This is a genomic window from Paenalkalicoccus suaedae (genome assembly GCF_006965545.2).
Taxonomy (GTDB): domain Bacteria; phylum Bacillota; class Bacilli; order Bacillales; family Salisediminibacteriaceae; genus Paenalkalicoccus; species Paenalkalicoccus suaedae.
Genome location: NZ_CP041372.2, coordinates 2,335,246 through 2,361,198 on the forward strand (window position 1 = coordinate 2,335,246; position 25,953 = coordinate 2,361,198).

Sequence of the window (25,953 nt, forward strand, 5' to 3'; positions counted from 1 at the left end):
TAAACATAAATTCTGAAGTTTTTTTAAAAAAGCAGTTAGAACTACCGTTTGTTTGTTATCCATTTCACAAACTATAGTAAATAGTATAGCATATTTTCAATTATACAAAGAATTATCATTTAGAAAAAGTGTGAAGAAATATCAAAAAATAAGCCCCTCACAAGTAAAATAGAGGGGCAAGACTCGTTATGCAATTGATTTTGTTTGCGGTAAAGATTGTTTGTCAGGCAGACGATTTACTTCGTCCCATTTGCGTTTTAGCATATCTCGCCATAACAACTTTTTCTTTCCGCGTTTAACCTGTTTTGCTCGCTTCATTTTGCGACACTCCTTCCCTTCAAGGAACTAATCAAGGAGTCGGCTCTTTTTTGTCTTCCTTTGTGAATATAATTGCTTCATTCACATCTTCATAGGATTCCCCATAAAGCATTTTATCTTTATACGTATGAATCACTTCATACGTGTGACACATTTTTTCGTAGATGCTCTCTTCAGACTCATGTGACGGAGACCAATACAAAATCTCCATCTCATTTACTTCACCGGTTGCGAGCGATCTCCTTCTATATCCAATTGACTTCGCATGAGTAAATCCTTCACGTTTATAAAACTTTTGACGCTTTTCCGTATCAGTGTCCTCATAATCAATTGGCTCTACTTCTAATATAATCGGTTTTTGCTTATTTTTCAATTGCTCAAGGAGTTTTTTTCCTAGACCTTTCCCTCGAGCAGACTTCGCAACAAACAAATAATCAATGAATGTAAAATCTTCCATCTCTACATACATCATAACATGCTCGTCACTCTCATCTTTTTTATAAACAGATTTTTTCTCTTGTAACAGCAATTCCATGTGCTCTTGAGATTTCATTTCTTCTATAGGAAAATACTGATTCAGTTTTTCATACCAATTCATCGTACGACCCCCGTAACCGTAGTTTAAATCATTTATAAGTACCCTATTTTGATCAAATTAAAACGGAATTATACGAGCTTATTAGTCGTTTGATTCAAGCACGGACGGATCGAGATCTAACATATAGTCCACGTTCTCTGTGTAAGTATTACCAGCATTCCAAAGCAGAAACTCATAGATACCATTATCATATAACGCTTGAATTTGCGCCTCTACTTCCGCTTTTCCGTAGTTCAAGTAGTTACCTGACCCAAGGTATGATGCTGTAAAGTCCTGTAGCCACGGTCTTGATGTAGGAGATTCATCTAGCGCACCTAATACCTCGTTTTCTACCTTCGAATACTCATCAACAAGTTCATATGGGTATAAGTCAGGCTTGTCTAGACCGAAATAAGGAGTCCAGTGACTTGGATAAATCATGGATGAGATTACATCTACATTCTCAGAGATCATTGAGAAGTTTTGTCCAATTCCTGGCGCTTCTGAAATCGTCGCTGCGTACCCGAAGATATCAACGGACACATCTACATCATAAGGTGCAAGCTCTTCTCTCGCGTATGCTACAAACTCTGTAACTGCATCTACACGACGAGACACATTATCTCCCGGACGATCAGTATAGTTACCACTATCGTATCCTAAATCTTCGTCGCGTCGTTCAAACCCTTCTGGAAAACGCACGTAGTCGAACTGTATTTCTTCAAAGCCCATTTCCGCAGCCATTTTAGCAATTTCTACGTTATATTCCCATACTTCTTCTAGGAAGGGATTCACAAACGCTTCTCCACGACGATTCTTCCATACCTCTCCATTTTCAGTAAAGGATAGGTCTGGTCTAGCTTCCGCTAGTACAGAATCTTTAAATACAACAACACGAGCAATGGGGTACACTTCGTGCTCTTCAAGTGTACGCATCATTTCTTCTGGATCACTTATCATATTATGAGAAATGTCAGCAAAACGCGATCCCTCTTCAGGGTGAAATGTTAAGTAGCCAAAGTCATCCTTCACATCGATAACCATGGCATTTAAAGCAGTATTATCTGTAAGCTCTAATAATCGCTCAAATCTCGCTCCTCCAGCAGAGTGTCCAGTAACAAAAATGCCTCTTACCGCATCTGGATATTCAAATGTAAATCCTGAATCAAATGTGTACCGAGCGATTGAATCAGGCCAAGCTCTCTCTCCGAGCGACACTTCTTTATGCGTATGTAGTCCTGCTTCCCTTACCTCACCGTTGTTCGTTTCGTCCGCCGCTACTGGTTGTGCAAAAGCAAGCAATGCAGCTACGCTTGCTCCCGCTAAATACTTGTACATGTTAAAACCTACCTTCTGACAGTTTTACGATTTAAGTTCATGGTAAATTATACTATGATTTAGCTTAATAACCAATGGATAACCGTTTATTCCTGCTACTTAATTTTGGAAAGAGCTTAATCTTCTATTGTCATTGACTTTTACCATCTTTATCTGTATAATTAAAAAAATTTACTTTATTAGGAGGCGATTCGTATGAACGTGACGTTAACATCTATTTTAAGTCATCCAATTGCACAAAAATACGTCAAACGTGCTGGGCTAGCTCACGCTGTAGCATGTGCGTATCATGCTTTTGAGATCGCTCTTGAGCGCAATGTTGACCCAGAACTTGCTTGTAAAGCAGCCTTTTTACATGATATCGGCCATTACACTTGGTATAAAAACGGTAAATGGGACTACTCTCTTTATAAAGAAAACGATATTCATGCGATTAAAGGAGCGGAGCGAGCTCATAAGTTATTAATTCGATTAGGTGAAGACCCTGTAATAGCTAAGGAAATTGCGTTAGCAGTATTACTTCATACAGATTCTTATATACCAGGACAACTAATTACTCGAACGCCACTTCAAGACGTCGTGGCACGTGCTGATGAAGTAGACGAAGAGCCAGGCGGAAATCATCACTATCGAATGATTTCAGATGAGCGTGCACATAAAATGCTGGCGAAGCTTGATGAGAGAATTCTCTTATTTCATAAAAAAAGCGAAAAACAGCTGAGCTAGCTTGCTTTAGATAGGTGAAAGTGGTATCTTATTTCTTGAACACACCCATAAAAAGGGGAGTAGCGACCGGTTAAACGGTCTTTGAATCGTCATGACAGCGCACTGCGCTCGGTTCATAGAGCTTTGGATTCCAAAGTACGCAAGACCTTTTTATGCAGATATTCGCGCTTTTAGCGTGGTCTGCATAAAAAGGTCTTTTTTGTGTTCAAATGCACATGTTAAGGAGACAATTATGTACTATATTTTGTTTATATTAGCAGCTATTATTACTGTCATTACAGCCATCAAATTATCCACTTATGCAGATGTATTGAGCGAAAAAACGTCACTAGGTGGTATGCTCGTTGGTACACTTCTGTTAGCCGGAGCAACCTCTCTACCTGAAGTAACAACAAGTATTACAGCTGTCTTGGTAGGCAACCCAGATATAGCTGTCAGTAATGTTTTTGGTTCAAACTTATTTAACATTCTCATATTAGCTTTAGTCGATACCATTTTCCGTAAAAAAATGATGCTTAAAGATGCTGATTCTAGTAATATTTTTACAGGTTATTTAAGTTTACTCCTAACAGCGTTGATGCTTATTGCTGTTCTGTTTCCTTCAGGACTCACTCTTTTTGCAATTGGGATCGAAATGTATCTACTTGTTATTTTTTATAGTGGCGGCTTGTATTATTTATCAAAAAAATCCACGCAACCTGTATTAGAAGCAGTAGCAACTGAGGAAAGAACTCATTTAACTTCTATCTCACTTAAAGAGGCGAAGATTGGTTTTGCTATTGCAGCAGCAGTCATTTTTTTCGCAGGATCATTCTTATCCATTGCGGGTGATCAAATTGCAGCTTCATCCGGAATAAGCTCCAGTTTTGTGGGGACATTTTTAATCGCTGGAGCTACATCTTTGCCAGAGCTTGTGACGGTTTTTGTTGCCGTAAGACTTGCAAGTTACAACTTGGCAATCGGTAATATTCTTGGATCTAACTTATTTAACCTACTCATTTTACTTTTAATCGATGGTACATTCCGAGCAGATGCTGTACTAGCCTCTGTTCATCCAGTTACCCTGGTGTCCATAAGCGCGGTTATTGTATTAAACATACTTATGATTGTATCCATGATTAGAGCGAAACAGATGCGCACCTCACCATTATATGTTCTACCATCTATTATTGTTATCATCACGTATTTCATTGCAAGCTACGTCATTTTCGCCTTTAGCTAATATTACTGCCTTAAAAAGGAGCGTAACTCTTCTGCTGTCACAAGCCCATCTCTTCGAATAACCGTTTGGTCATTAATCAAGAACGAGGTGGGCACCCCTTTTACAGCAAATAACTGTTCCGCCTCCTGGTTTGAATCGATTACTATATGACCATTCGTATCTTGAAGGGAGTCTATAAAGACCCCTATATCCTCTTTGCTATACTCTGCACTCGATACATTGATAGCAGTAAATCGAAAATCCTCCAACTCCTCTTCAGCCTTTAATACCTCTTGCCACTGTTCATGACAATACTCGCACCAAGTTGTGAAGAAAAAAACAAATGATTCTTCATGAATATGTATAGCTTCTCCGTTTACTGTCATAAGAGTTGTATCAGGTAAACTATTACCGCTCCCTGTCGATACTGGAACCAATGGCTCCTGCCATGTATATGTATGCAGAACAAAAGCAATTGTCAGTAGTAAAGCAATTACAAATACCCGTTTCTTCATCGTAACTCTCCCCTCAACATTCATTCCCTTAAACTTATGTGAAGAAAGCGCCTTGTATACCTAATTCATCGCTCGAACTTCCAAGGATTCGTATGGTACAATCATGAGAGAATTAAGCATAGAGAGGGGGTAGCACGGTACATATAGCACAGCTATACAGCCGTCACATATTATATGAAATTAGATGCAACTGACCGAGCCATTTTAACCCTATTAACAGAAAACGGAAGAATGTCTTATGTTGATATTGCGAAAAAGCTTGAGCTATCCCGCGTAGCTATTCGCACAAGGATTAACCAACTTACAGAAGCTGGCGTAATAGAAAAATTTAGCGTGATTATAAACTCTGATAAAGTCGGAAAGTCCGTCTCTGCTTTTTTTGAGGTAGACTGCGAGCCCACTTCCCTTGTCCATGTGGCTGAGACATTAGTCGAAAATGAAAAAGTAGCTAGTTGCTATCAGATGACAGGACCAAGCACTTTACACATGCATGTTTTAGTAGAAGACTTTATTGAGCTAGAGCGCTTTATTAACGAAGAACTCTATTCACTCGATGGGATTACGCGAGTAGAAAGCCACATATTGTTACGAAGATTTAAAAGCCGCAGCGGATTAAAATTATAATCCACTGCGGCTTTGTCGTTGTTCATTGTAAACAACTCTTAAGGAGTACGTCATAACGTAACATATAAGATCCAATGGTCTGACAGCTCGAAGAGTTTCTTCCTAAGATGCCTGTTTGTAGAATCGATCAATCACTTTTGCAATAGCCCCGTCTCCAGTCACGTTTGCAGCTGTACCAAAGCTATCTTGAGTTAAATAAAGAGCAATCATAAGTCCGACAGCAGCTTCAGTAAAACCAAGTATAGATGTTAGCACTCCTGCGGCTGCAACTATTGCCCCTCCAGGAACTCCCGGAGCAGCCACCATAACAACCCCTAGCATTAAAATTGCTGGGAAGAATGCAGTAAAGCTTGGCGTAGCCAGATCGCCCATCACTGTCATGACAGCTACGGAACAGCTTACAATCGTAATAATACTTCCTGAAAGGTGAATGGTTGCACCTAAAGGAATGACAAAGTTTGTTATATTCTCTGATACTCCGTTCTTACGAGCCTGACGGAGAGTCACAGGAATAGTAGCAGCGGAGCTCATTGTTCCTAATGCCGTCACATAAGCTGGGAGCATCGTTTTGATAAGTTTAAACATATTCTCTCCTGAAGCAAGACCAGCAACTAAATATTGGACACTAAGCCAGAGCCAGTGTGTCGTAATCGCTACTAAAAGTACGAGACCAAAGATTTGCACCATCGTAAATGCAGTACCCTCAGCAGAAAGTCCGGCAAAAATACCAGCAATATAAATTGGTAAAAACGGAATAAGTGCTTTTGAAATAAGTGCTTCTACTACCTTCTTACCCTCATCAAAAACCGTAATTAGCGTTTTAGTTTGTAGGGCAGCCATTGAAATACCAAATGCAAACGCAATAACTAAAGCTGTCATCACACCCATTAATGGTGCAATCTCAAACGTAAAGAAGCTCTCTGGCGCTGCTGATTCAGCAGGTAGCGTTCGATTTTCAGCGATATATGGCATAAGAAATGATGCGATGAAAAAAGCTAAAAGTCCAGCTATCACTGTCGACGCGTAGGCTAGTCCAACAGTAGATCCTACAAGTCGTCCTGAACCTTGCCCAATATTAGCAATTCCTGAAGCAATAAAGAAAAGAATAATAAATGGTATGAGGAAAGAAATCCACTGACCAAACACATCACTAAACGTAATTAATAATTGCGCAATAAAATCAAACGGTAGTAACCCCGCTACAATACCTACTGCAATTCCTAAAAGCAAAAACAAAATAAGCTTCACTGACTTTTCCCCCTTAGCATTGTCTCTCTAGAAAACACATTCGTCTCTTCAATAAAAACTATCTTGTCAAGATTCTGCAAAGAAAGCAAGGGAATTAGAAATAGTCGAAATTATTAGTTTATAAGGCGCTTGCAAAGCACGTTACCATAGGCTTGCTTTACAAAATAAAACCTCCTATAATAAAGGAGTGAAAAGCGATGAGAAAGAGTAGTACTATTCACCTGTCATGTATAGAGAGTCTGCGGTTGGTGCGAGCAGATCATGATGTGATTAGGAATGGACTTTTGAGCTGAATTGCTGAACAATGAAGTAAGCAGTTCCGTTTGCCCTCTTCCGTTATCAAGAGGCCCCTTACTAATACGTTGGCGAGGGTTAGAGTGATTTGGATAAATAGTTGTCCAATTTAATTAGGGTGGTACCGCGGTCCATTCGTCCCTTTATTAGGGACGGGTGGGCCTTTTTGTCTTATCACGCTTTATTCACAACTACTTTTATAAAGGAGTTCGATTATGAAAACAATCTTCTCAGGAATTCAGCCAAGTGGCACACTCACTATTGGAAATTATTTAGGAGCTCTTAAGCATTTCGTCCCAATGCAAGATGAGTACGATAGCTTTTTTTGTATCGTAGACCAGCATGCGATCACGGTCCCACAAGATCGTCTAGAACTTCGGAAGAACATCAAAAGTTTAGCAGCCATTTATCTCGCAGCAGGAATCGATCCTTCTAAGGCAACTCTCTTTATTCAATCTGAAGTTCCAGCGCACGCGCAGCTAGGATGGATGATGCAGTGTGTGAGCTATATTGGTGAATTAGAGCGTATGACCCAATTTAAGGATAAATCTGAAGGTAAAGAAGGTGTTTCCGCTTCCCTTCTAACGTATCCACCTTTAATGGCCGCAGATATCCTTCTTTACGGAACGGATGTTGTACCTGTTGGAGAGGATCAAAAGCAGCATATTGAGCTTACTCGAGATCTAGCTCAAAGGTTCAACACAAAATATAATGACATCTTTACTATCCCAACTCCAGAAATCCCTAAGGTGGGCGCACGTATTATGTCTCTCGCTGAACCAACTAAAAAAATGAGTAAATCAAGCCCTAATGCGAAGAGTTATATTTCGTTATTAGATGATGAAAAGACAGTGCTTAAAAAAATGAAAAGTGCTGTGACAGATTCTGATGGTGAGATTCGTTTCGACCGCGAGAACAAGCCTGGCGTATCAAATCTATTGACTATCTATTCTCTCTTTACAGATGAGCCTATTGATCAACTGGTTGCTAAATATGAAGGTGTTGGCTACGGACCATTTAAAGAGGACGTGGCAAAGGCCGTATCTTCCGTATTAACGCCACTTCAAGAACGATATTATGAGCTTTTGAATTCAGAAGAACTCGATAACATTTTAGATACGGGTGCTGAAAAAGCGCAAGCCAGAGCTTCTAAGATGCTTAAAAAAGCAGAGAATGCGATGGGTCTTGGTCGTAAAAGACGCTAACACGTATAGAACCCTCGCTAAAAGGTACGTCCTTTTAGGCGAGGGCTCTTCTATTTACTCATCTTTTTACGTTCCTCATCTTCATATGAAGTCCAGAGCTTCTCAAAAAATGGTTGCCCTTTAATGATAGATGCCGTCCACTCTTCATGTTGCTTTGACCAACCAGCTTTCATTTCATTATACAAGCCTGTCCAAGCTTGGTCGTGCGACATTAGCTGGATAGCGTCATATTTAGATGGACAAAACTCTGTGTACCAGTACCGCATTTCCCAAAGCTCTGCTTCTTCAAATAATTGATCTAAGACCATCATGGCTAACTGCTTCCGCTGTTTTTCTCGCCTCGTTAGTCCAATCATTTTATCCATGACTGTACTATTAACATCCTCAAGTTCTCCTTTAAACCCGAAGCTCTCTTGTGCTTTATGCTTCACTAAAGCACACACTTGTTCCTCCTGCCTCGGTATTAAACGGCTTTTACGAATTGGTGTCTCATAGCCAATCGTATCGACCGCTATACCTCTTTCCCCATTTGTAGCAATAAAGCCATAATCCATGACGTGCCTCTCTTGCCTAACTCGATTATAGCTTTGTCGATAAACGGTTTGGAGCAGTTGCTGAGGTAACTCTATAAGTGAGCATTCTATGGCAACCAGTAGTGGCTCTGACACTTTAACAACTGCTAGCTGATCAATCATTTCCATCCGATCACTTTTTTTCCACTCAAAGAATTCACAAATATTGTAGCTTTTCTCTTCACCCTCACACCAATTAACCCAGACATCTCGCATATGCTGCATCGGTCACCCTCCTTCACTAGCATCATTATTCACGACCTACAGGAATTTTATGCCACTAATATGAAGATTTTTATCATAAAATGCCCTTAATCAACATCGTGTAATGGAACCTTCTTACAGCTATCTTATGTGCAAAATTATGTAAGGTTACCTTTGAATTTTAAAAAAACATCGCTTGAGATGAGCTTTTTTTTTAAGAAAAATCGAGTCCTTAAAAAACGAAAAACAAATGAATGGGGGAAGGAAAAAGTCTATCTTTTTCATTTTTCGAAGGAATTTGTCAGAAAGTTTTTGTAAGTGCTCTCCATTCGATTCATTATCTGTTATAATCACTTATGTTGAGGTGAATTGGATGACGCGAAAATCCCGTAGAAAAAAAACATGGCTTAAAGTATTTTTATTAACCTTTCTACTTGTCTTTTTAGGCGGAGTAGTAATCGCAGCATGGGCTAAAAATAATTTTGATGCAGCCCGCGAGGAGTCATTACAGCAAATTGAAGAAGAAGGCGGTTTATACGAGGAAGAGGAAGAGATTGAATTTGAACCTTCCGAACCCGAGGATAGTGAGCCTTTAGAGCATATAAATATTTTGTTTGTAGGCGTTGACTCAGAAGATGGCGGATCACGAACAGATACGATTATGATAGGACGATACGATCCTGATAATGGTACTGCAAGGCTAGCATCTATCATGCGTGACACGTATGTAGACATTCCTGGACGAGGTAAAAACAAAATTAATGCCGCTTATGCGTTTGGAGGAATGGATTTACTACGTGAGACAATTGAAGAGAACTTTGATTTTCCTATTGAATATTATGCACGTGTTAACTTCCGGGGTTTTGAACGAGTGGTAGATGTTTTAGCTCCTGATGGAGTTGCCATTGACGTTGACGATCGTATGTACTACGAAGACACAGCAGGTGGGCTATTAATCGATTTTGACGAAGGTGAGAACATCATGGATGGCGAAGAAGCTCTTAACTTCGTTCGCTTTAGAAGTGATTCACAAAATGACTTTGGTCGTGTAGGTCGCCAACAACAAATGATTGACGCTCTATCTGGCGAACTATTGTCACTAAGTGGTATTACTAGAATTCCTCAGTTACTCGGATCGATTGTGCCTTACATTCAAACAAACTTAGATACATCTGATATGATCAACTACACGAGAAGCTTTTTAACAAGCTCTGAACAAGAGCTTTCAACGATTACGATTCCTGTCGCAGGTGGTTTTACAGAAGCTTCTTATTCCCATGCTGGTGCTGTTTTAGAGCCAGACCTAGAAGGTAATAAAGAGCTTTTAGAGCGATTCTTCGATATGGATGAGCCGTTTGAAGAGGATGAAATTCCAGAAGATGAGTTAGAATTTGAGTTCGACAGTGAATATGAAGATGATTTAGCTCGACTTGAGTAAATCTTCACATGAAAACATGAAGAGGCTGGGACAAAGCGATGACGCTGTCCCAGCCTTTTGTGGTGATTGTTGTATGATTAACCGGGAATTTGCTTAGGTTAATCGGTTTTATGCTTTGATTATCCGGTTATGTCCCTTCATAATCCAAAAAAGCCACCTCGAAAATCGAGGTGGCGTCAATGCAAACTATTTACTCGTACTTCTTAAAGATTAGCGACACGTTATGACCACCGAAGCCAAGCGAATTACTCATAACGCTGTAAACGTCCTGATGACGTGCTTCATTTGGTACATAATCTAAATCGCATTCAGGATCTGGTGTTTCATAGTTGATCGTTGGAGGAATAACCCCATCCTCGATCGCCTTTACTGCAAAGATTGCCTCAATTGCTCCTGCTGCACCTAGTAGGTGACCAGTCATCGACTTTGTGGAGCTCATTGCTAGGTTATACGCATGATCGCCGAATGTTGATTTAACAGCAGCAGTTTCAAACTTATCATTGTACTCCGTGCTAGTGCCGTGAGCGTTAATATACGCAATATCTGTATCCTTAAGACCAGACTGCGTCAACGCTTGTCTCATCGCGCGAGCTGCACCTTCTCCACCTGGAGCTGGCGCTGTCACGTGATACGCATCTCCAGTAGAGCCGTAACCAACGATTTCTGCGTAGATGTGCGCCCCTCGAGCTTGAGCAGATTCTAACGATTCTAGAATTAGAATACCTGCTCCCTCCGCCATAACAAACCCATCTCTTTCTTGATCAAATGGACGACTCGCCTTTTTCGGATCTGCATTCGTTGAGACCGCTCTAGCGGACGAAAATCCAGCGAACGCCATCTCAGTAAGAGGCGCCTCCGCTCCACCAGTAATCATCACATCTGCATCACCTCGCTCAATTACTTTAAATGCATCTCCAATGGAGTTAGCTCCAGACGCACATGCTGTAACCGAGCATGAGTTGATTCCCTTTGCCCCTAATGTGATGGACACTTGTCCGGATGCCATATCCGGAATAAGCATCGGTACAAAGAATGGTGATACTCTTCTCGCTCCGCGACTTTCATATAGACGGAACTGTTTCTCATACGTTTCCATACCACCAATACCTGAACCAATCCACACGCCAGTACGCTCTGCGTTAGAATCATCGATCGTTAAGTTAGCATCCTTCACCGCCATAACCGAAGCGGCTACAGCGAACTGCGTGAAGCGGTCCATTTTACGTGCTTCTTTAGGATCCATATACTCTCCTGGATCAAACTCCTTTACTTCCCCTGCAACTTTTGCTGGAAATGTATCTTCCCCAAATTTAGAAAAAGCCTCGATTCCTGATTCACCAGCGATTGCTTTTTCCCAGCTTGCTTTCGCATCATTTGCTAAAGGAGTAACTGCTCCCATTCCTGTTACGACTACTCTACGTTTCGTCATTTGATTTCCTCCTCGTAAAAATTCGTGTACTACCTATTTTATTTACCCCATCGTAATGCAACTGCGCCCCATACTAGGCCAGCTCCAAATCCGACTAAAACTAAAACATCATCATCCTTAATTTTACCTTGCTCTAGCTCATACATTAAAGAGAGCGGGATTGATGCTGATGACGTATTTCCAAATTTATTAACTGTTTTTGACATTTTATGTTCAGGCAATTCTAAACGCTGTCTAGCCGATTCCATGATACGAATATTCGCTTGGTGTGGAATCAGGAAATCTACGTCTTCTTTATCAAGACCTGCTTTCCTCACCACATTCATAGAGGACTCTCCCATTTGCCTTACTGCAAATTTAAATACTTCTCTTCCGTTCATATGAAGAAATTCATCCATACGAATATGAGCGCCACCGCTACCGTCAGATCCAAGCTCAAAAGATAAGAAGCCTCTCCCGTCTTGAACAGGACCTAAAACAGTAGCTCCTGAGCCATCTCCAAAGAGTACTGCGGTGTTACGATCCTCCCAGTCTACTACTTTAGAAAGCTTTTCTGTACCTACGACAAGTACATGCTTAAAGTCCCCAGTTTGGATAAATTGTTTAGCAGTAACTAAGCCGTAAATGTACCCTGCACACGCAGCACTAACATCCATCGCAGATGCTTTTGTTGCTCCTAACTGCTTTTGTAGCATAGATGATACAGATGGAAAGCTATGATCAGGCGTTACAGTTGCAACGATGATCATATCTAAGTCTTCTGCTTTGACTCCCGCATTCTCCAGTGCTTTCTTTGATGCGTAATAGCTCATATGTGATGTATCAATATCGTCTGGTGCAATTCTTCTTTCCTCTATACCTGTCCGAGTACGAATCCATTCATCAGACGTGTCAATTCGCTTTTCAAGATCGTGATTGGTTACTACATTCTCCGGAACATATGTCCCCATGCCCCATATTCCTACCTGCATGCATCTTCCTCCTCTTAAAGCCCTTTATATCAATTATTATGACCTAGTACTAAAAAAAATGCAAGATGTAGTAACTACTCTGATTTGCTAATTTCCTTTCACACAGAAAATAGAGTCTGATTACTGCTTTAACATTTTTATGAGTAGCTTTGCTAGTTTAACTTTAGTCATTCTTGTAAGCTTAAATCAAACTACTCTTAAAGCAAAAAGCCAAACCTATTGGTTTGGCTCTTGATCTTGAAGAACGGTCATAAGCTCCGTAAACATCTCATCGACTCGCTCTTTCAATTTAACTTGTTCTTCTGTTTCGGCATCAAAACGCTTTAGTTCTTCGTAAGTTGCTAAAAAACCTTCGATATCTCGATCGCCAATTTGAGCTATAGCTGTGTAGCTTAAAAGTTTTACATTTGGCTTTGTCTCACTGTGTAACATCGATACGAGTGGCTCTAGGTACTTTCTAGCCTCTGAATAATTTTTATTATGAACTTCCTTGTAGCCTTTGACGACTCGCTTCGCAAGCTGTTGCATAGCTTGCACTTGCTCTTCCTTCATTGTGCACGTCCTCTCTACGTTGACAAATGTGGTGATTTAAAGTGATCCCACTTCTCCCTTTGACCCGTTATCCATTTTCTCAAAAGAAGCATTTGTCCTAAGTGATAGCTCTCATGATAGCTTAAATGATATATCACCCAGCTAGGAGAATACAAGTCTCCGCTATCGTCACCGTGGATTGGTAATGAGGAACGTCTAAATTCAACGTCAGATAAAGAATGAAAATACTCACGAGTTAGCATTCGAGCTTCGCCTAACCGTGACAGGATTAAGCTTTTATCAAGCTTCATAGATGGGATCTCTTGCTTACCTGTAAAATGAAAATGTGCACGTTCGTCCTCTGTTATCCCTTCACCGCTTAAGACCATCTTATTCCACCACCACTCAATTTGAGCAAGGTGAAGGCCATAGCCTCCAATAGTAGGAAAATCTTGTACTTGATGATTTAAATCTTCATCGGATACGGATGTTAATAACTCAATTAATCGCTCTCTAGTCTGAATGAGCCCACCAAGCATATGCAAACTTTCTCTAGATGAAACAGGTGCTAACGTGTACATGTCTCCCATTACAATCACTCCTATTGGTAAGGTAGTTTGCCCGTTTCTTTATAAGCCGTAATATGCTCATCTAACCATATCTGTACGTCCTCTGGCACTTCTTGGCTGTATTCCCCAAGTGAAATAAGCCCATCTTCAAAATCGAAATACATATTTCCAGACTGTAACGCACCAGATTGAAACGTCTCGGCAACGTATTCATAAAGTCCTTCAACATTTTGAATTGTACTAGTTAGAACCGTTGAACCTCCTAAGTCTAACTGATCACCTAAATATCCAATTGCAAAAAGACCGCTCCGTTTCACTTCTTCAATTACTTGTTGATGATACCCGTCGCCAGCTGGATAAAACACGTCTACTTCATTTGCTTTCATTTCAGCTAAAAGAGCCAGTGCACGATCATCATCCACCCAGCTATTTACAAACTCAACGGAGACATTTGTGGATGGATCAACAGCTTTCGCTCCATCTGCAAATCCAGCTACCTCAGGCTGATAGGGAAAAGCGCCAATTACTCCAACTTCTCCAGTTTGTGATTTTTTAGCAGCTAGCATCCCTGCGAAGTATCCCATTGGATAGCCTTCGAAGTGAAGGCTTGTAATATTGTCACCTTCTACTTCTCCATTGAAACTTACAAAATGAATATCCGGATACGTGTCCTTAATGTTCATAAAAAAATCGGCATAAATTGCGCCATGACCAAAAACTAAATTGACGTCTGCATCATCAAAGCTTGAAATCGCTTGCTCGACCTGCTCATTCGTACGTATATCCTCTTTTACAATGATATCAACGCCTAAAGCGGACTGCACTTTAAGCATTCCTTGATATCCTTTCCCATTCCATTCTTGATCATCAATGGGGTGTGATAAAAGAAGACCTACTGCTTGTACTCTCTCTTGAGCAGATGCGCACGACACGAGTATAGGTAATAATAAAATAAAAATAAGTACAATACGCGTCATCTTTCCACTCCTTCAATCTCAAAACTTACTACATTGATATGATAGTGACTCTATTATTTTCGATGTTTATGTTAAAAAACCTGTTACATTCCTGTTACAATCAGATAACAATTGTCTGAATTGTTAGGTCTTAAGGAATACCTTATCATATTTCATTCTTTTTTTGACGTTTAATAGACAAAAAGTACTTTTGGAGAATCTCGTTTATGAGAGAAGGTAAGCTTAGAGGTGAGTCAGTGAGAAGGTTATGTGGAATTTGGTAAACGTTTCACGCGGTCGTCATTGACTTTCTCGCAATCGTTCTTCATAACTGTGCTGTTGACGGTTCAACCTCTTGCGCGATTTTTTCGAGCTTGCGCAGTACGCCCCGTTTTTCGCGCGGTTCACCGCTCAACTTACGCAGTTCCCTCTCCAACTCGTGCGGTTCACCCTTCAATATACGCAATTTTTCCCAGCTTGCGCAGTACGCCCCGTTTTTCGCGCGGTTTACCGCTCAACTTACGCAGTTCCCTCTCCAACTCGCGCGGTTCGCCCTTCAATATACGCAATTTTTCCCAGCTTGCGCAGTCCACCCTTATTTTCGCGCGATTTACCGCTCAACTTACGCAGTTCCCTCTCCAACTCGCGCGGTTCGCCCTTCAATATACGCAATTTTTCCCAGCTTGCGCAGTACCACCCGTTTTTCGCGCGGTTTACCGCTCAACTTACGCAGTTCCCTCTCCAACTCGCGCGGTTCGCCCTTCAATATACGCAATTTTTCCCAGCCTGCGCAGTGCGCCCCGTTTTTCGCGCGATTTACCGCTCAACTTACGCAGTTCCCTCTCCAACTCGCGCGATTCGTCCTTCAAAATACGCAATTTTTCCCAGCCTGCGCAGTACGCCCCGTTTTTCGCGCGGTTCACCGCTCAACTTACGCAGTTCCTTCTCTAACTCGCGCGGTTCACCCTCCAACTTGCGCGATTCACTTTAAACGAGCTCGCTAATAAATAACCACAAAAAAGAGGGACCAACATGATACACATTGGTCACCCCTTTTATAAATCGTCTATTCTACCTACTAATATCATTTACTTCGCAACAGATTCTGCCTTTCTACGTAAAGCAAAATATGCAAACTCTGCAATAAATCCTAGCGCAATCGCAAACGTCACGCTAACAGAAGGTGCTGGAGAGAATAATCCATGAATGACAAAATAGCTAACAATTGTTACGAACGAAAAGATTGCGACACCGATAGCCAGCTTCATAAGTATGCCTTATTCTCTATGCTCGAAAGCAATTTCATTAATGTCTTCTTTATACAATACAGTTAAGTCCTTGCCATCAAAGAACCATTCATCTTTTTGTTCGATATAAAATTTCACTCCGTTGACTTCTGTCTCAGCCGCAATTTGATCTGCTTCTTTTACCGTTACCGCTAAGGAGAAGCCTGCCTGAAAATCACTATCGCCACCGTATCTTACGTAAAATTGTACGTGGTCTCCTTCAGACACAGCAAGTTCGTCTTTAAACCATTTATAAGCTTCTTCTTTTACTGTTAATTGCATCATCATTTCCCCTTTCGGCTTCTCTTTCTGCTATTTCACCTTTTGACCTATTTAAAACATGTATGTAAAAAGAAAAAGGAGCGCCTCATCCTCTTGGCACCCCCCTCCATTTACGCGCTAACTAAAGAACGAATGTCCTCCATAATAATATCATAATCAAATCCACTTTCCCCACTGTACATACGATATACCTGACCGTCAGGACTCATTAAATAAAAACGAACCGGATGCATAATGTCTTCTTGCTCAGGTAATTCTTGAATGGGCGCATTAAATGATTCTAAAATAACGCGCTGCATTTCTGAGTAGCTATAGCCCGTAATAAAATCCCAAGACTCAAAGTCTACTCCATATGCTTCCCCGTAGTCTTCTAGTCGCTCAGGAGTATCAAAGTCTGGATCAACAGTAAACCCTACTATGTGAACATCCAAGTCCTCTTCGATAATCCCATCTTGAAGTTCCTTCATATTAGGAGTCATGACGTTACAAACCCCTGGACATCTCGTGAAAATAGTCTTAGCTAACCACCATTCTCCCTCATACGTCTCGTTTGTAATGGTTTCACCAAACTGGTTTACTCCTTCAAAGTCCACCACTTGCCAGGGGTCGTCTGCCTGTGTCACATCAATTACAGGAGAGCCAGCAGATTCAGACGCATCCTCATATAAAAAGCTACATCCAGCAACCATGATTCCAGTCATCATAAATGCAAACATACTACCTAGTTTTTTCATGTATACCCCTCTTTACCGATCTCTTTATGATTTCGCTTCGTACATTTCATAAACCTGATACTCTGTTTTTGCGTTATCAGACTTATCTCTTTTTTGCCATGTACGGAAACTATAGCCAATCGCAACACCATAAACAAGCTCCTGCGTTACTTTCATCATGGCACCGCCAAACTGTTGGTCATTAACCGGTGACAGAAAAGCAATGGATTGTTGGCCACTAAAAATTTCAAATGGAATGTCTGCTCCAGGCGGCAGGCAATAAGAGATAGCAACCGCCCACGTAGCAGCGTCTGTATACACTTCGTACAAAGGTTGTCCCGCAAATATGATAAGTGCACAAGCTGGTGTAAACAAAACCCCACTTACAAACATATAGCCAATGCGTTTAAGTTCCGACATATTATATCTCGCTTCAAATCTAGGAATAATATGCCACCACATAAGCATCGCAAGAAGTAGCATCACAATTTGATACAGGTTATGCATGGTTTCATTTGTCATTAAGTAATCAAACGTTGTTGGAATATGATAGATCGAAAATACCCCATTAAACAAAATAAGACCTAACAATGGGAAACCTGCCACTAAGAAAAAGCCTCTAATCACTTTAAATCTGGTAAAATATTTAAAGAACCACGAAGGGATCCCTAGAAGTAATAAAGGTGGTGCAACTAAGTATACGATTGCCATTGAAATCATATGCATACTAAGCATTAAATGACCTAATACGTACAAAGGTCCACCAAAACCAAAATAAACAGCAACTAAACCTAAATGAAAAAGTACTCGACGCCGAGTTGATACCGGCTTAGAATCTGGGAACTTATGACGAAACTTTGTTATGATAAGAAAGTATATACCACTTATTAGTCCTAAAACTACAAGAAGTTCGGGAGTCCAGATTGTTCGAGCAGAAAAAGTTTGAAAGAATTGTTCCATTGCTCTATCCCCTATCTTGACATGTGTATTCGTGTGCCTAACTATAGTTATATCACGATTATCGGTCAATTAATACCGTTTTAAACAGAGTAATCTTGATCATTTCATGAACGATACGGAGGTATAATCACATGGAAGTTAGACGTATTACAAAACCAGTAACGGATGAGACCATTCACAAAATGACCGATTTAATGATGGAGCAAATGAGCCAGCTCAGTCACCCTATCTCTTTTGACTCTCTTAAACAAACAATAACAGAAGCATGCAACGATTATTCACAGGCAGAGTTTTTTATTGCGCAAGAAGGTGAAGAAATAGTTGGCTGCGCGTTTCTAAACAAAGGTATTAGTCTTGATAAAGGCGGCTCATACATATGGCTAAATGATCTTTATGTAAAGCTCGATTATCGGCAACAAGGAATCGCGAAGAAGATCCTCTTAAAGGTCCTTTATTGGGCTGAACAAGAGCAATTTAAAGGCATTGAACTTGAAACGGGTATCAATAACGAAGCAACAAAACGTCTCTATAATGCACTTGGCTTTTACGACATTATTTCAAAACGCTACGGCAGACAGCTCTAAAAAAGGGTTGGCATAAGTTGAATTCCAGCTAATACAACAATTGCCCCACCTACGACAACAATAAGAGGCGTTCCAATGGACGCAAGCAAGATCGCGACCGCGCCTCCGATAAGTCCGTACCAAATGGCGTCATACGCAAACAGAATACCTGGGAAGATGAGCGCTCCTAATACCGCATAAGGAACTCTCGCTAGCATTCTACGTACAACATCCGGCCATGTTTCTGTATGTAAAACGATTAGTGGGAGGATTCTAGGTATGTACGTGACGAGCCCCATCCCAATAATGATCCAGATCATGTTACTTGTCATTGCTCACCCTCCTCATTTGATCAATCCCCTCGTAGACACACACGGCTAGTATGGTGGCGCCCATGATTGCCCATCCCGTAGACAGCCACTGTTGCAAGATGAGGTGAAATCCTCCGCCTAAAACCGCTAACACCATTACCGAAGCACCTTGAGACTTCACTGATGGTATGAGTAAGGCGATAAATAACGCATATAAAGCGATTCCCATACTCTCCTGCATCACATCGGGCAAGATAGCTCCTGCGTAAAAGCCAACCCCAGTAAATACGACCCAGCTACTATATGCGACGACACCTACGCCAAGAATATATGGTGCTTTGATAGGTGCCTCTTTTACCGATGCTACTGCAAATACTTCATCGGTTAAGAAGAAGCCGTAAAGAGCTCTCATCGTTTTTGACGAATGATCCGCTCGTTCTTTTATTGATGCGCTCATCAACACATGACGTAAATTCACAACAAATGTAGAAAAGACAATTTCAGCTGCACTAGACTGCAGGGCAATCATCGTCAGCGCCATGTATTGAGCCGCGCCAGCAAAGACGACGATACTCATCATGACCGCTTCTATAAACGTTAGACCAGTCGTCGCAGCAATTAACCCAAACGTTAGCGCCACCGGCATATATCCAAAAGCAATCGGTACGCCTTGCACCGCTCCTGCCCGACTCTCCTCGCTCCAAGATTTTTTATATGTCATGATCATTTCCTCTTTCTATTATTAAAATCGCACGAAAAGACCGCTACAAGGTCTCCCTCATAGCGGCTAACGTATCGTTTATCCGTAGATTTTTTCGAAAGTCTCGTGAACCTTCGGAAGTAGTGTATCCCAATCAGCTTCAGGAAGCTTGTTTACTGTAACAAAATCTTGGAAGCCGAAGATGTTGTCTACGCCTTCTAGAGCTAAAAGTTCTTTTGCTAATGGAAGTTCGGGCTCGTCTCCTTGTTTAAAAGAAGCACTTCCAGATCCTTCGAATAATACTTTGTTTGCTGTAAACTTCATTGCGTTTGGATTAGGTGTTACATCCGCTCGTACGTCAATTGCCATTTTACTTCACTCCTTCAATATGTATATGCATAGTGTACCACGTGTAGCTGATAAAATTCTAGCAATACCCGAAAAAGCTCTGAGAGCTAGGTTTATAAGTGCTAACTAGTTTTATTGACTCAGTTCTTCGTTGAATATGATTTTAAAAAGAAAAAGTGCTTGATACACAGATTACCTGTTCAACGATTCTCCATACAACAAAACAGAGAATCATTATATAGAGATGAAGCTTCCATACCTTGATCCGAAATGTGTTCATCCATTAAACTCTCTTAATAAATGTAGATATACACCCATAGATTTTGTAAACAATAATAGAGAGGAACCGATTGGTTGCATCGATTCCTCTCTATGTCCAAGCTTATCTTAACTCAAATTTATTCCACTGTAAGCTCAACTCGGTATGATCCATCTGTTGCTTGGCCGTCTACTTCAGCAGCTAGTATTCCTACTGTAAAAATATAGCCTTCTGCTTCAACGGTTGGCTGCCATGTTTCTTCAAAGGTTAAGCTGTCTCCTGGTGCTATCGTTTCGTAGCTAATGGCTTGCGTAAACATTTTATCAGCTGCCCAATTATAAAGCTCCTGACCGTCTGTACTGTTTACGGAGAGATCAAATTGGTGTCCCGATGTAAACATCACTTCTTTATCATCATCTGACACGTTTTGAAGCTCTGCTGTGACTGTATAAAGCCCTCCACTTTCCGTTACCTCAGCCTCAAAGGATAAGCCATGTTCAACAACACTATCTTGCACATCCACGTCAGATGCCTCCTCGTTCCCGCTAGTTGCATTATCATTGTTCATATCATCAGCCGGTTCGTTACTCGTATTCGTATCATCTGACACATTTGTTGCGTCATTATTGTTATTCTCCCCTTGACCACAAGCTACTAAAAATAAGAGTAACCCAATTAACATGACTAAACGTATCACATTAGCCACCGCCTTTCTTCTAGTACCTAATTAGACGATGTTTACTAAAATTGGTTTCACGATGATGCAAGGTTAATTATCCTCAGGCATTTTTCTGCTGTCACGCGCTTTTTCCGCAGCTTTCACAACAGTCTCTAAATCGTGCCCGAATCCCGCTTCAATTGCTGCTGTAAATGCCCCCTCTACTAATGGCGCATCAACTAAGACAATATTCTTATCCTCAACCATCTCTATTGCAAGCTCTGAATTGATCCTAGCGCTCCCTAAATCAAAAAACACAACAGAGCCCTTCTCACTATATACGGATTCAATAGCATCTTTAATATCAAACGCATTCGTTCCGATGCCACCATCCGCCTCTCCGCCAGATATCGCAATTTGCGCTTCTGGCTGCATTTGTAAGAGGAGATCCTTAAGCCCTGTCACTAACTCCTTGCTATGTGAAACAAGAATGAGACTTACTTGGCTCATACTACCTTCTCCTTTATCGTTTCATTTAATGCTTCAAATAAATAATAGGAAGACATGGCGCCTGCATCAATATGACCGATTGAACGGTCCCCTAAGTAGGCCGCCCTTCCTTTAGTTGCTCGAATTTCTTTTGTCCCTTCCATTGCTTCTTTGGCAACCTGAAGAAAGTGATCAGCATCGTCTGACTCACTACACGCTTGCACAACTGGATGCCAAACATCAAGCATCGTTTTTTCCCCAACATCAGCCTTTCCACGCGCTTTAATTGATTCCTCACCTTCTTGAAGAATAGAAGCTAATTCGGACATAGTAATGTCCTTATCAACCTCTTTCCACTTCATTGACATTTTTAAAAACGCGGAGCCATATAAAGGGCCTGAGGCTCCGCCTACTTTACTAATAAATGTCATAGAAGCCGCCTTTAGAACGTCGCTTGCGCTCTCAAAACTACTCGCCTCAAACACATTGGCTAACTCTTTTACACCTCTCGCTAAATTAATACCGTGGTCACCGTCACCAATCGCTTGGTCTAGCTCTGTTAAGTACGTTTTATTCTCGCTAACCTTTCCTTGAAAAGCAATTAACCATGCTACTGCTTCATCTGCTCCAAATTTCATGCTTATACACCCCTTTTAAATGCAACCGTATCTGCTTTTTCTAATAATAGATCTTCTAGCTCATCATCGACCTTCAGTAGCGTGATGGACGCTCCAGACATCTCTAGTGACGTCATCCATTCGCCGATAATCGTGTCTACTACAATAATCTGCTTTTCTTTCAATAATGCTGATAAACTATTATTTAAAATATAAAGCTCCATTAACGGAGTCGCTCCTAAGCCATTAACTAATAAACTAACTCGATCTCCGCTAGCTAAATCTAGATCGTGATTGATTTTTTCAAACAAGGTCGATGCAATCTCTTGGGCTGTCATAATAGAGGTGCGCTCAATCCCAGGCTCACCATGAATGCCCGTACCGATCTCCATCTCATTATCTCCAAGCGAATACCCTGGTTTGCCTGAGGCCGGCACTGTACAAGGGCTGAGTGACACGCCCATTGATTTAACCTGCTTAATGACTTTCTCAGCAACCAGTTTTACCTCTTCAAGCTCCGCTCCTCGCATTGCTGCTGCTCCAGCAATTTTATGCACGAGCACGGTGCCAGCAATTCCTCTGCGACCAGTTGTAAAGGAACTATCCTCAACGGCTACATCGTCATTGACGATAACAGACTTAACGTTTATTCCTTCCGCTTCCGCAAGCTCAGCAGCCATCTCAAAGTTCATGACATCTCCTGTGTAATTTTTAATAATTAATAAGACACCTTTGCCAGTGTCCGCGGCCTTGATTCCTTCTAACACTTGATCGGGAGTCGGAGATGTAAATACTTCTCCTGCAACAGCGGCATCAAGCATCCCATCTCCAATAAATCCTGCATGTGCAGGCTCATGCCCACTCCCACCTCCACTAACTAACCCAACCTTTCCGGACTCAGGAGATTTTTTCCTTGTAAGCACCGTCGTATTAGGGACTCTTTTCAGCTCGTTCGGATGCGCAGCAACCATTCCATTTAGCATGTCCTCTACCAATTGATCGATGTCATTGAGTATTTTCTTCATACTAGCCTCCTAAGAATAATTATTTATCTACCCTTACTCTATTTGCGGTTGCTCTCGACAATTCCTGCTAATAATAGAGCGCTTTCTTCAGAAAATAAAAAACAGGCTACGACAATATGCCGTAGCCTCAAGTAAGAAGTAGGACGTTATTTTTCTTCCTCGTCCTTTTTGTGTTCATTGTAGTAGTTAACCGAGTATACGGCTCCCTCGTCCACCATCGAATTGTCTTGAATATCATAAGGATCAGAAAAACCTACTTTTTCTTCGTATGCTTTATCTGTATCCTCTTTCGTTTGGTGAACTAGCTGTGCCTTCACGCGGTTAAACTCCTGCTTGATCTTCGTGCGGTTTTCTTCTTTACCTAGGAAATAGCTCGCTGCAGCAACTGCAGTAGCAGCTAAAGCAGAGGTTGTAAATTTGTTTAGCATGCCTTCAAAACCCTCCTTTAGTAAATTCTCTATCGTCAGGCTCTACGCCCTAAAATTAAATTAACGATCGCAACGATAAGAGCAATTACAATAAGTGTGTGAATAAGTCCGCCACCTACATCAAAGCTAAATCCTAAAAGCCATAGTATAATTAGTATTCCAACAATAGTCCAAATCATGTATATCACTCCTTCATTTTTATAGTACGATGTTCATTTTGCCTAATTTGAGAATTATAAACCTATAAAGAAGATCGGGTATCATTTATGATTCTTTTTACATACAATACATTGTATTTTTTTAGTAATTAGACTCATTAAAACGATAAACGCTCCTCTCTTTTTTGATGCTTAATGGAACAAAGCTGTACGAGAATAACTATTCGTTGAAGTAAGGAGTAGAACTTATTTAAAGAAGAGCCATTGCAATCTAGAGATAAAAACATGAAACTGTATTCTATAAATAAAAAACCAGCGCACCTATGATAGGGGCGCTGGTTTTTTCCCATTATTCTTTTCCCGAGTAGTCTGCTAGTTCCTCTGCAGACTGTAGTTGCTTTTCATCACCTTGGAGTGTGTCACCATCCCAAACGAGCATACCACCCTCATAATTAGCAACATTGGTTAATCCTTGTTGCTGTAAGAATTGTGATACACGTTGCGAGCGATTCCCACTACGACAAACGAATACATATTCTTTGTCATCTTGGAAGCCGCTGATAAGGTCTGGAATTGTCCCCATCGGCGCAAGTGGAACACTAGGAATATGACCATTCGTGTACTCCTCTTCTTCTCTCACATCAATAATGACTTTATTCCCCGGGTTTACTAATAGTTCCTTTAATTCCTCTTTACTATATTGCTTCACACCATCTAATTCGTAGCTCACAGTATCGCCTCCAAAGTTAAGACATCATGTATAACTATACCAACGACTGATGCAAATGAGAAGGTGTTTTAGCGATTAAGAGATACGTCTCTTAGATATAGAAAGCTACTCGGTAGTTGCCAGAAGCCTTCCACATCATCATTCAGCCCCGTAATGAGGTCTGGATAATACATAAATGCGTATGGAGAATCTTCGATAATGAGCTGTTGCGCCTCTTCATACAGTGCCAAACGTTCAGCGTCATCCGAAGACTGTCTAGCTTCCACTAACAGTGCGTCCACTTCGTCATTCTCATAGTAGGATCGGTTACCTGCAGAGCCTTTATTACTTGAATGGAAAACAGGGTATAATCCATAATCCGCGTCCATTGTTACTGTACCCCAGCTACCTACAAACATATCTGTTTCACCAGCACCAGCGCGCTCTAAGTAAACACCAAACTCTACCATTTCAATCTCTACATCAATACCAATTTCAGCAAGTTGAGCTTGAATAAGCTGAGAAGAATCCTCACGCTCGCGATCATCATCTGTTAATAATGTCGTTTGGAATCCGTCTTCATATCCAGCTTCTGCTAAAAGTTCTCTTGCTTCGTCTAAATCGTAGTCTATCGGTTCAAGATCTTCGCTGTAGCCAAACACATCCGGTGCGATTGGACTGTTTGCTACACTACCAGTACCGTCTAATACTCCTTCAATTAAATCTTCTTTATTAAGCGCCATATGAATAGCACGTCTTACTAATGGATCATTGAAAGGCTCTACCTCAGTGTTAAAACCAAGATACGCCATTCTTGTACTTGGAGCTTGATAAACACCTACTCCTTCCGCCTCTTCTAGACGAGTCACATCACCTGGGTTTACTGGATAAATAATATCTAGCGTTTCTGTCTCAAGCTCTGCAATACGCGTTAAGCCTTCTGGTACGATGCGGAATGTGACGCCATCTACCTGTGCGTCAGACTCATCCCAGTAGTTTTCGTTTTTTGAAAGCTCTACAAAGTTACCTGGCTGGTATTCTTCAAATTGGAAGAATCCAGTACCAATAGGATTTTCGTTAGCTGCGTCAAACGGTTGACCACCATTTTCCATATCCTCATAGGACTGCTCAATAATAGCGGGGCTAATGATACTGCCGCCAGGGTGCGCCATGTGAGATGGTAACGAAGCAAACGGGAATGCTGTCTCAAACTCTACCGTGTACTCATCTACAACACGAACCTCTTCGATCATATCGAAAATAAAGGCAATCGGTGAAGAAATGGCTGGATCTAAGATACGATCAAAATTTTGCTTCACAACCTCTGCATTAAGCTCTTCTCCATCATGGAACGTTACTCCTTCACGGATGGTTGCTTCCCAAACGGTATCTTCTACTTGCTCAAAGCTTGATGCAAGTCCTGGTGTGATTTCTAAATCTTGATTCGTATAGACTAATCGGTCATATATATTTGTATTAATAGAGTTTGATACGTTTTCGTTCGCTCCATGTGGGTCAAGAGAGACTGGGTTTGACATTAATCCGACTTGCAAGAAGTCTTCATTTCCACCTTCGATCGTTGTTGCACTATCGTTTGCATTTGTGTCTAGCTGATCATTTGTTGTACCATCATTATTTGGCTCACTCGCACAAGCTGCTAACAGCGCTAATGCGGATAATCCAACCATTGCTTTTTTCAAAATAAAATCCCCCTATGTTTAATCCTTAGTA

At 41.1% G+C, this 25,953-nt stretch carries 32 protein-coding genes and 1 other annotated feature; of the genes, 6 read left to right on the forward strand and 26 right to left on the reverse strand.

Features of this window, described 5'->3' with window-relative positions; genetic code table 11:
• Positions 1–186: 186 nt before the first annotated feature.
• The 3 genes from FLK61_RS20240 to FLK61_RS12610 form a co-directional block, all read right to left on the reverse strand.
• The gene (locus FLK61_RS20240) at positions 187–318 is read right to left on the reverse strand and encodes a hypothetical protein (RefSeq protein ID WP_283811850.1); all 132 of its coding nucleotides are present in this window, start codon (positions 316–318) and stop codon (positions 187–189) included.
• Positions 319–349: 31 nt separating this feature from the next.
• Entirely contained in the window at positions 350–916 is a 567-nt protein-coding gene (locus FLK61_RS12605; protein WP_176009751.1) for a GNAT family N-acetyltransferase, read from the reverse strand.
• An 81-nt stretch (positions 917–997) separates the two neighbouring features.
• A complete protein-coding gene (locus FLK61_RS12610) occupies positions 998–2,233 on the reverse strand; it encodes a putative glycoside hydrolase (protein WP_176009752.1) in 1,236 nt (411 codons plus the stop codon).
• Between the two features lie 195 nt (positions 2,234–2,428).
• On the opposite strand from FLK61_RS12610, the gene FLK61_RS12615 reads away from it, so the two are divergent.
• Together FLK61_RS12615 and FLK61_RS12620 are read left to right on the forward strand one after the other, a co-directional pair.
• Complete coding sequence (locus FLK61_RS12615; protein WP_176009753.1) at positions 2,429–2,959, forward strand: HD domain-containing protein; 531 nt, start codon at positions 2,429–2,431, stop codon at positions 2,957–2,959.
• Positions 2,960–3,191: 232 nt separating this feature from the next.
• The gene (locus FLK61_RS12620; RefSeq protein WP_176009754.1) at positions 3,192–4,181 is read left to right on the forward strand and encodes a sodium:calcium antiporter; all 990 of its coding nucleotides are present in this window, start codon (positions 3,192–3,194) and stop codon (positions 4,179–4,181) included.
• A 2-nt stretch (positions 4,182–4,183) separates the two neighbouring features.
• Here the strand turns inward: FLK61_RS12620 and FLK61_RS12625 are convergent, their stop codons facing one another.
• The gene (locus tag FLK61_RS12625) at positions 4,184–4,675 is read right to left on the reverse strand and encodes a TlpA family protein disulfide reductase (protein WP_176009755.1); all 492 of its coding nucleotides are present in this window, start codon (positions 4,673–4,675) and stop codon (positions 4,184–4,186) included.
• A gap of 174 nt (positions 4,676–4,849) precedes the next feature.
• Here FLK61_RS12625 and FLK61_RS12630 point away from each other — a divergent pair, with 174 nt between their 5' ends.
• Positions 4,850–5,299 carry an Lrp/AsnC family transcriptional regulator gene (locus FLK61_RS12630; RefSeq protein ID WP_176009756.1) on the forward strand — a complete coding sequence of 150 codons (450 nt, stop codon included), beginning with the start codon at positions 4,850–4,852 and terminating at the stop codon, positions 5,297–5,299.
• Between the two features lie 102 nt (positions 5,300–5,401).
• On the opposite strand, the gene FLK61_RS12635 is transcribed toward FLK61_RS12630, so the two are convergent.
• Positions 5,402–6,547 carry a dicarboxylate/amino acid:cation symporter gene (locus tag FLK61_RS12635; RefSeq protein WP_176009757.1) on the reverse strand — a complete coding sequence of 382 codons (1,146 nt, stop codon included), beginning with the start codon at positions 6,545–6,547 and terminating at the stop codon, positions 5,402–5,404.
• A 188-nt stretch (positions 6,548–6,735) separates the two neighbouring features.
• Positions 6,736–6,987: a binding site (T-box leader), on the forward strand.
• A 69-nt stretch (positions 6,988–7,056) separates the two neighbouring features.
• Here FLK61_RS12635 and trpS point away from each other — a divergent pair.
• The gene (trpS, locus tag FLK61_RS12640) at positions 7,057–8,046 is read left to right on the forward strand and encodes a tryptophan--tRNA ligase (protein WP_176009758.1); all 990 of its coding nucleotides are present in this window, start codon (positions 7,057–7,059) and stop codon (positions 8,044–8,046) included.
• Between the two features lie 50 nt (positions 8,047–8,096).
• On the opposite strand, the gene FLK61_RS12645 is transcribed toward trpS, so the two are convergent.
• Positions 8,097–8,843 (reverse strand): DUF3603 family protein, encoded by a 747-nt coding sequence (locus FLK61_RS12645; protein ID WP_176009759.1) that lies wholly within the window; start codon positions 8,841–8,843, stop codon positions 8,097–8,099.
• Positions 8,844–9,195: 352 nt separating this feature from the next.
• On the opposite strand from FLK61_RS12645, the gene FLK61_RS12650 reads away from it, so the two are divergent.
• Positions 9,196–10,260, forward strand: coding sequence for an LCP family protein (locus FLK61_RS12650; RefSeq protein WP_176009760.1), 1,065 nt, complete (start codon positions 9,196–9,198; stop codon positions 10,258–10,260).
• A 190-nt stretch (positions 10,261–10,450) separates the two neighbouring features.
• Here the strand turns inward: FLK61_RS12650 and fabF are convergent, their stop codons facing one another.
• From fabF to ctaG, 9 genes are all read right to left on the reverse strand, one after another.
• The gene (gene fabF / locus FLK61_RS12655; protein ID WP_176009761.1) at positions 10,451–11,689 is read right to left on the reverse strand and encodes a beta-ketoacyl-ACP synthase II; all 1,239 of its coding nucleotides are present in this window, start codon (positions 11,687–11,689) and stop codon (positions 10,451–10,453) included.
• Between the two features lie 38 nt (positions 11,690–11,727).
• A complete protein-coding gene (locus tag FLK61_RS12660; RefSeq protein ID WP_176009762.1) occupies positions 11,728–12,660 on the reverse strand; it encodes a beta-ketoacyl-ACP synthase III in 933 nt (310 codons plus the stop codon).
• A gap of 216 nt (positions 12,661–12,876) precedes the next feature.
• Positions 12,877–13,212, reverse strand: a complete 336-nt coding sequence (locus FLK61_RS12665; RefSeq protein ID WP_176009763.1) for a hypothetical protein — start codon at positions 13,210–13,212, stop codon at positions 12,877–12,879.
• Positions 13,213–13,226: 14 nt separating this feature from the next.
• A complete protein-coding gene (locus tag FLK61_RS12670) occupies positions 13,227–13,781 on the reverse strand; it encodes a DinB family protein (protein WP_176009764.1) in 555 nt (184 codons plus the stop codon).
• Between the two features lie 11 nt (positions 13,782–13,792).
• On the reverse strand, positions 13,793–14,737 hold the full coding sequence (locus FLK61_RS12675; RefSeq protein ID WP_176009765.1) for a BMP family ABC transporter substrate-binding protein: 945 nt from the start codon (positions 14,735–14,737) through the stop codon (positions 13,793–13,795).
• A 1,067-nt stretch (positions 14,738–15,804) separates the two neighbouring features.
• Positions 15,805–15,984 (reverse strand): hypothetical protein, encoded by a 180-nt coding sequence (locus FLK61_RS12680; RefSeq protein ID WP_176009766.1) that lies wholly within the window; start codon positions 15,982–15,984, stop codon positions 15,805–15,807.
• A gap of 9 nt (positions 15,985–15,993) precedes the next feature.
• Entirely contained in the window at positions 15,994–16,284 is a 291-nt protein-coding gene (locus FLK61_RS12685; protein WP_176009767.1) for a HesB/YadR/YfhF family protein, read from the reverse strand.
• A gap of 110 nt (positions 16,285–16,394) precedes the next feature.
• On the reverse strand, positions 16,395–17,018 hold the full coding sequence (locus FLK61_RS12690; protein ID WP_249777594.1) for an SCO family protein: 624 nt from the start codon (positions 17,016–17,018) through the stop codon (positions 16,395–16,397).
• A 24-nt stretch (positions 17,019–17,042) separates the two neighbouring features.
• On the reverse strand, positions 17,043–17,957 hold the full coding sequence (ctaG, locus tag FLK61_RS12695; RefSeq protein WP_176009768.1) for a cytochrome c oxidase assembly factor CtaG: 915 nt from the start codon (positions 17,955–17,957) through the stop codon (positions 17,043–17,045).
• A gap of 131 nt (positions 17,958–18,088) precedes the next feature.
• On the opposite strand from ctaG, the gene FLK61_RS12700 reads away from it, so the two are divergent.
• A complete protein-coding gene (locus tag FLK61_RS12700) occupies positions 18,089–18,541 on the forward strand; it encodes a GNAT family N-acetyltransferase (RefSeq protein WP_176009769.1) in 453 nt (150 codons plus the stop codon).
• Here FLK61_RS12700 and FLK61_RS12705 read toward each other — a convergent pair.
• The 11 genes from FLK61_RS12705 to FLK61_RS12755 form a co-directional block, all read right to left on the reverse strand.
• Complete coding sequence (locus FLK61_RS12705; protein ID WP_176009770.1) at positions 18,538–18,852, reverse strand: AzlD domain-containing protein; 315 nt, start codon at positions 18,850–18,852, stop codon at positions 18,538–18,540. The two genes, FLK61_RS12700 and FLK61_RS12705, sit on opposite strands and share 4 nt — an antisense overlap.
• Positions 18,842–19,552 carry an AzlC family ABC transporter permease gene (locus FLK61_RS12710; RefSeq protein WP_249777595.1) on the reverse strand — a complete coding sequence of 237 codons (711 nt, stop codon included), beginning with the start codon at positions 19,550–19,552 and terminating at the stop codon, positions 18,842–18,844. The genes FLK61_RS12705 and FLK61_RS12710 overlap by 11 nt, the downstream gene beginning before the upstream one ends.
• Before the next feature lie 78 nt (positions 19,553–19,630).
• Positions 19,631–19,900: a NifU N-terminal domain-containing protein gene (locus FLK61_RS12715; protein ID WP_176009772.1), complete on the reverse strand. Its 270-nt coding sequence runs from the start codon at positions 19,898–19,900 to the stop codon at positions 19,631–19,633.
• Positions 19,901–20,277: 377 nt separating this feature from the next.
• Positions 20,278–20,835, reverse strand: coding sequence for a BsuPI-related putative proteinase inhibitor (locus tag FLK61_RS12720; RefSeq protein WP_176009773.1), 558 nt, complete (start codon positions 20,833–20,835; stop codon positions 20,278–20,280).
• A gap of 72 nt (positions 20,836–20,907) precedes the next feature.
• Positions 20,908–21,306, reverse strand: a complete 399-nt coding sequence (gene dhaM / locus FLK61_RS12725) for a dihydroxyacetone kinase phosphoryl donor subunit DhaM (protein ID WP_176009774.1) — start codon at positions 21,304–21,306, stop codon at positions 20,908–20,910.
• Positions 21,303–21,923, reverse strand: coding sequence for a dihydroxyacetone kinase subunit DhaL (gene dhaL / locus FLK61_RS12730; protein WP_176009775.1), 621 nt, complete (start codon positions 21,921–21,923; stop codon positions 21,303–21,305). Before dhaL ends, dhaM begins: the two co-directional genes overlap by 4 nt.
• Positions 21,924–21,925: 2 nt before the next feature.
• Entirely contained in the window at positions 21,926–22,927 is a 1,002-nt protein-coding gene (gene dhaK / locus FLK61_RS12735) for a dihydroxyacetone kinase subunit DhaK (RefSeq protein ID WP_176009776.1), read from the reverse strand.
• A gap of 146 nt (positions 22,928–23,073) precedes the next feature.
• Positions 23,074–23,355 carry a hypothetical protein gene (locus tag FLK61_RS12740; protein ID WP_176009777.1) on the reverse strand — a complete coding sequence of 94 codons (282 nt, stop codon included), beginning with the start codon at positions 23,353–23,355 and terminating at the stop codon, positions 23,074–23,076.
• 35 nt (positions 23,356–23,390) lie between these two features.
• Entirely contained in the window at positions 23,391–23,534 is a 144-nt protein-coding gene (locus FLK61_RS12745) for a lmo0937 family membrane protein (RefSeq protein WP_176009778.1), read from the reverse strand.
• 328 nt (positions 23,535–23,862) lie between these two features.
• Positions 23,863–24,243: a rhodanese-like domain-containing protein gene (locus FLK61_RS12750; protein ID WP_176009779.1), complete on the reverse strand. Its 381-nt coding sequence runs from the start codon at positions 24,241–24,243 to the stop codon at positions 23,863–23,865.
• Between the two features lie 68 nt (positions 24,244–24,311).
• A complete protein-coding gene (locus FLK61_RS12755) occupies positions 24,312–25,922 on the reverse strand; it encodes a glutathione ABC transporter substrate-binding protein (RefSeq protein WP_347338962.1) in 1,611 nt (536 codons plus the stop codon).
• Between the last annotated feature and the right edge of the window lie 31 nt (positions 25,923–25,953).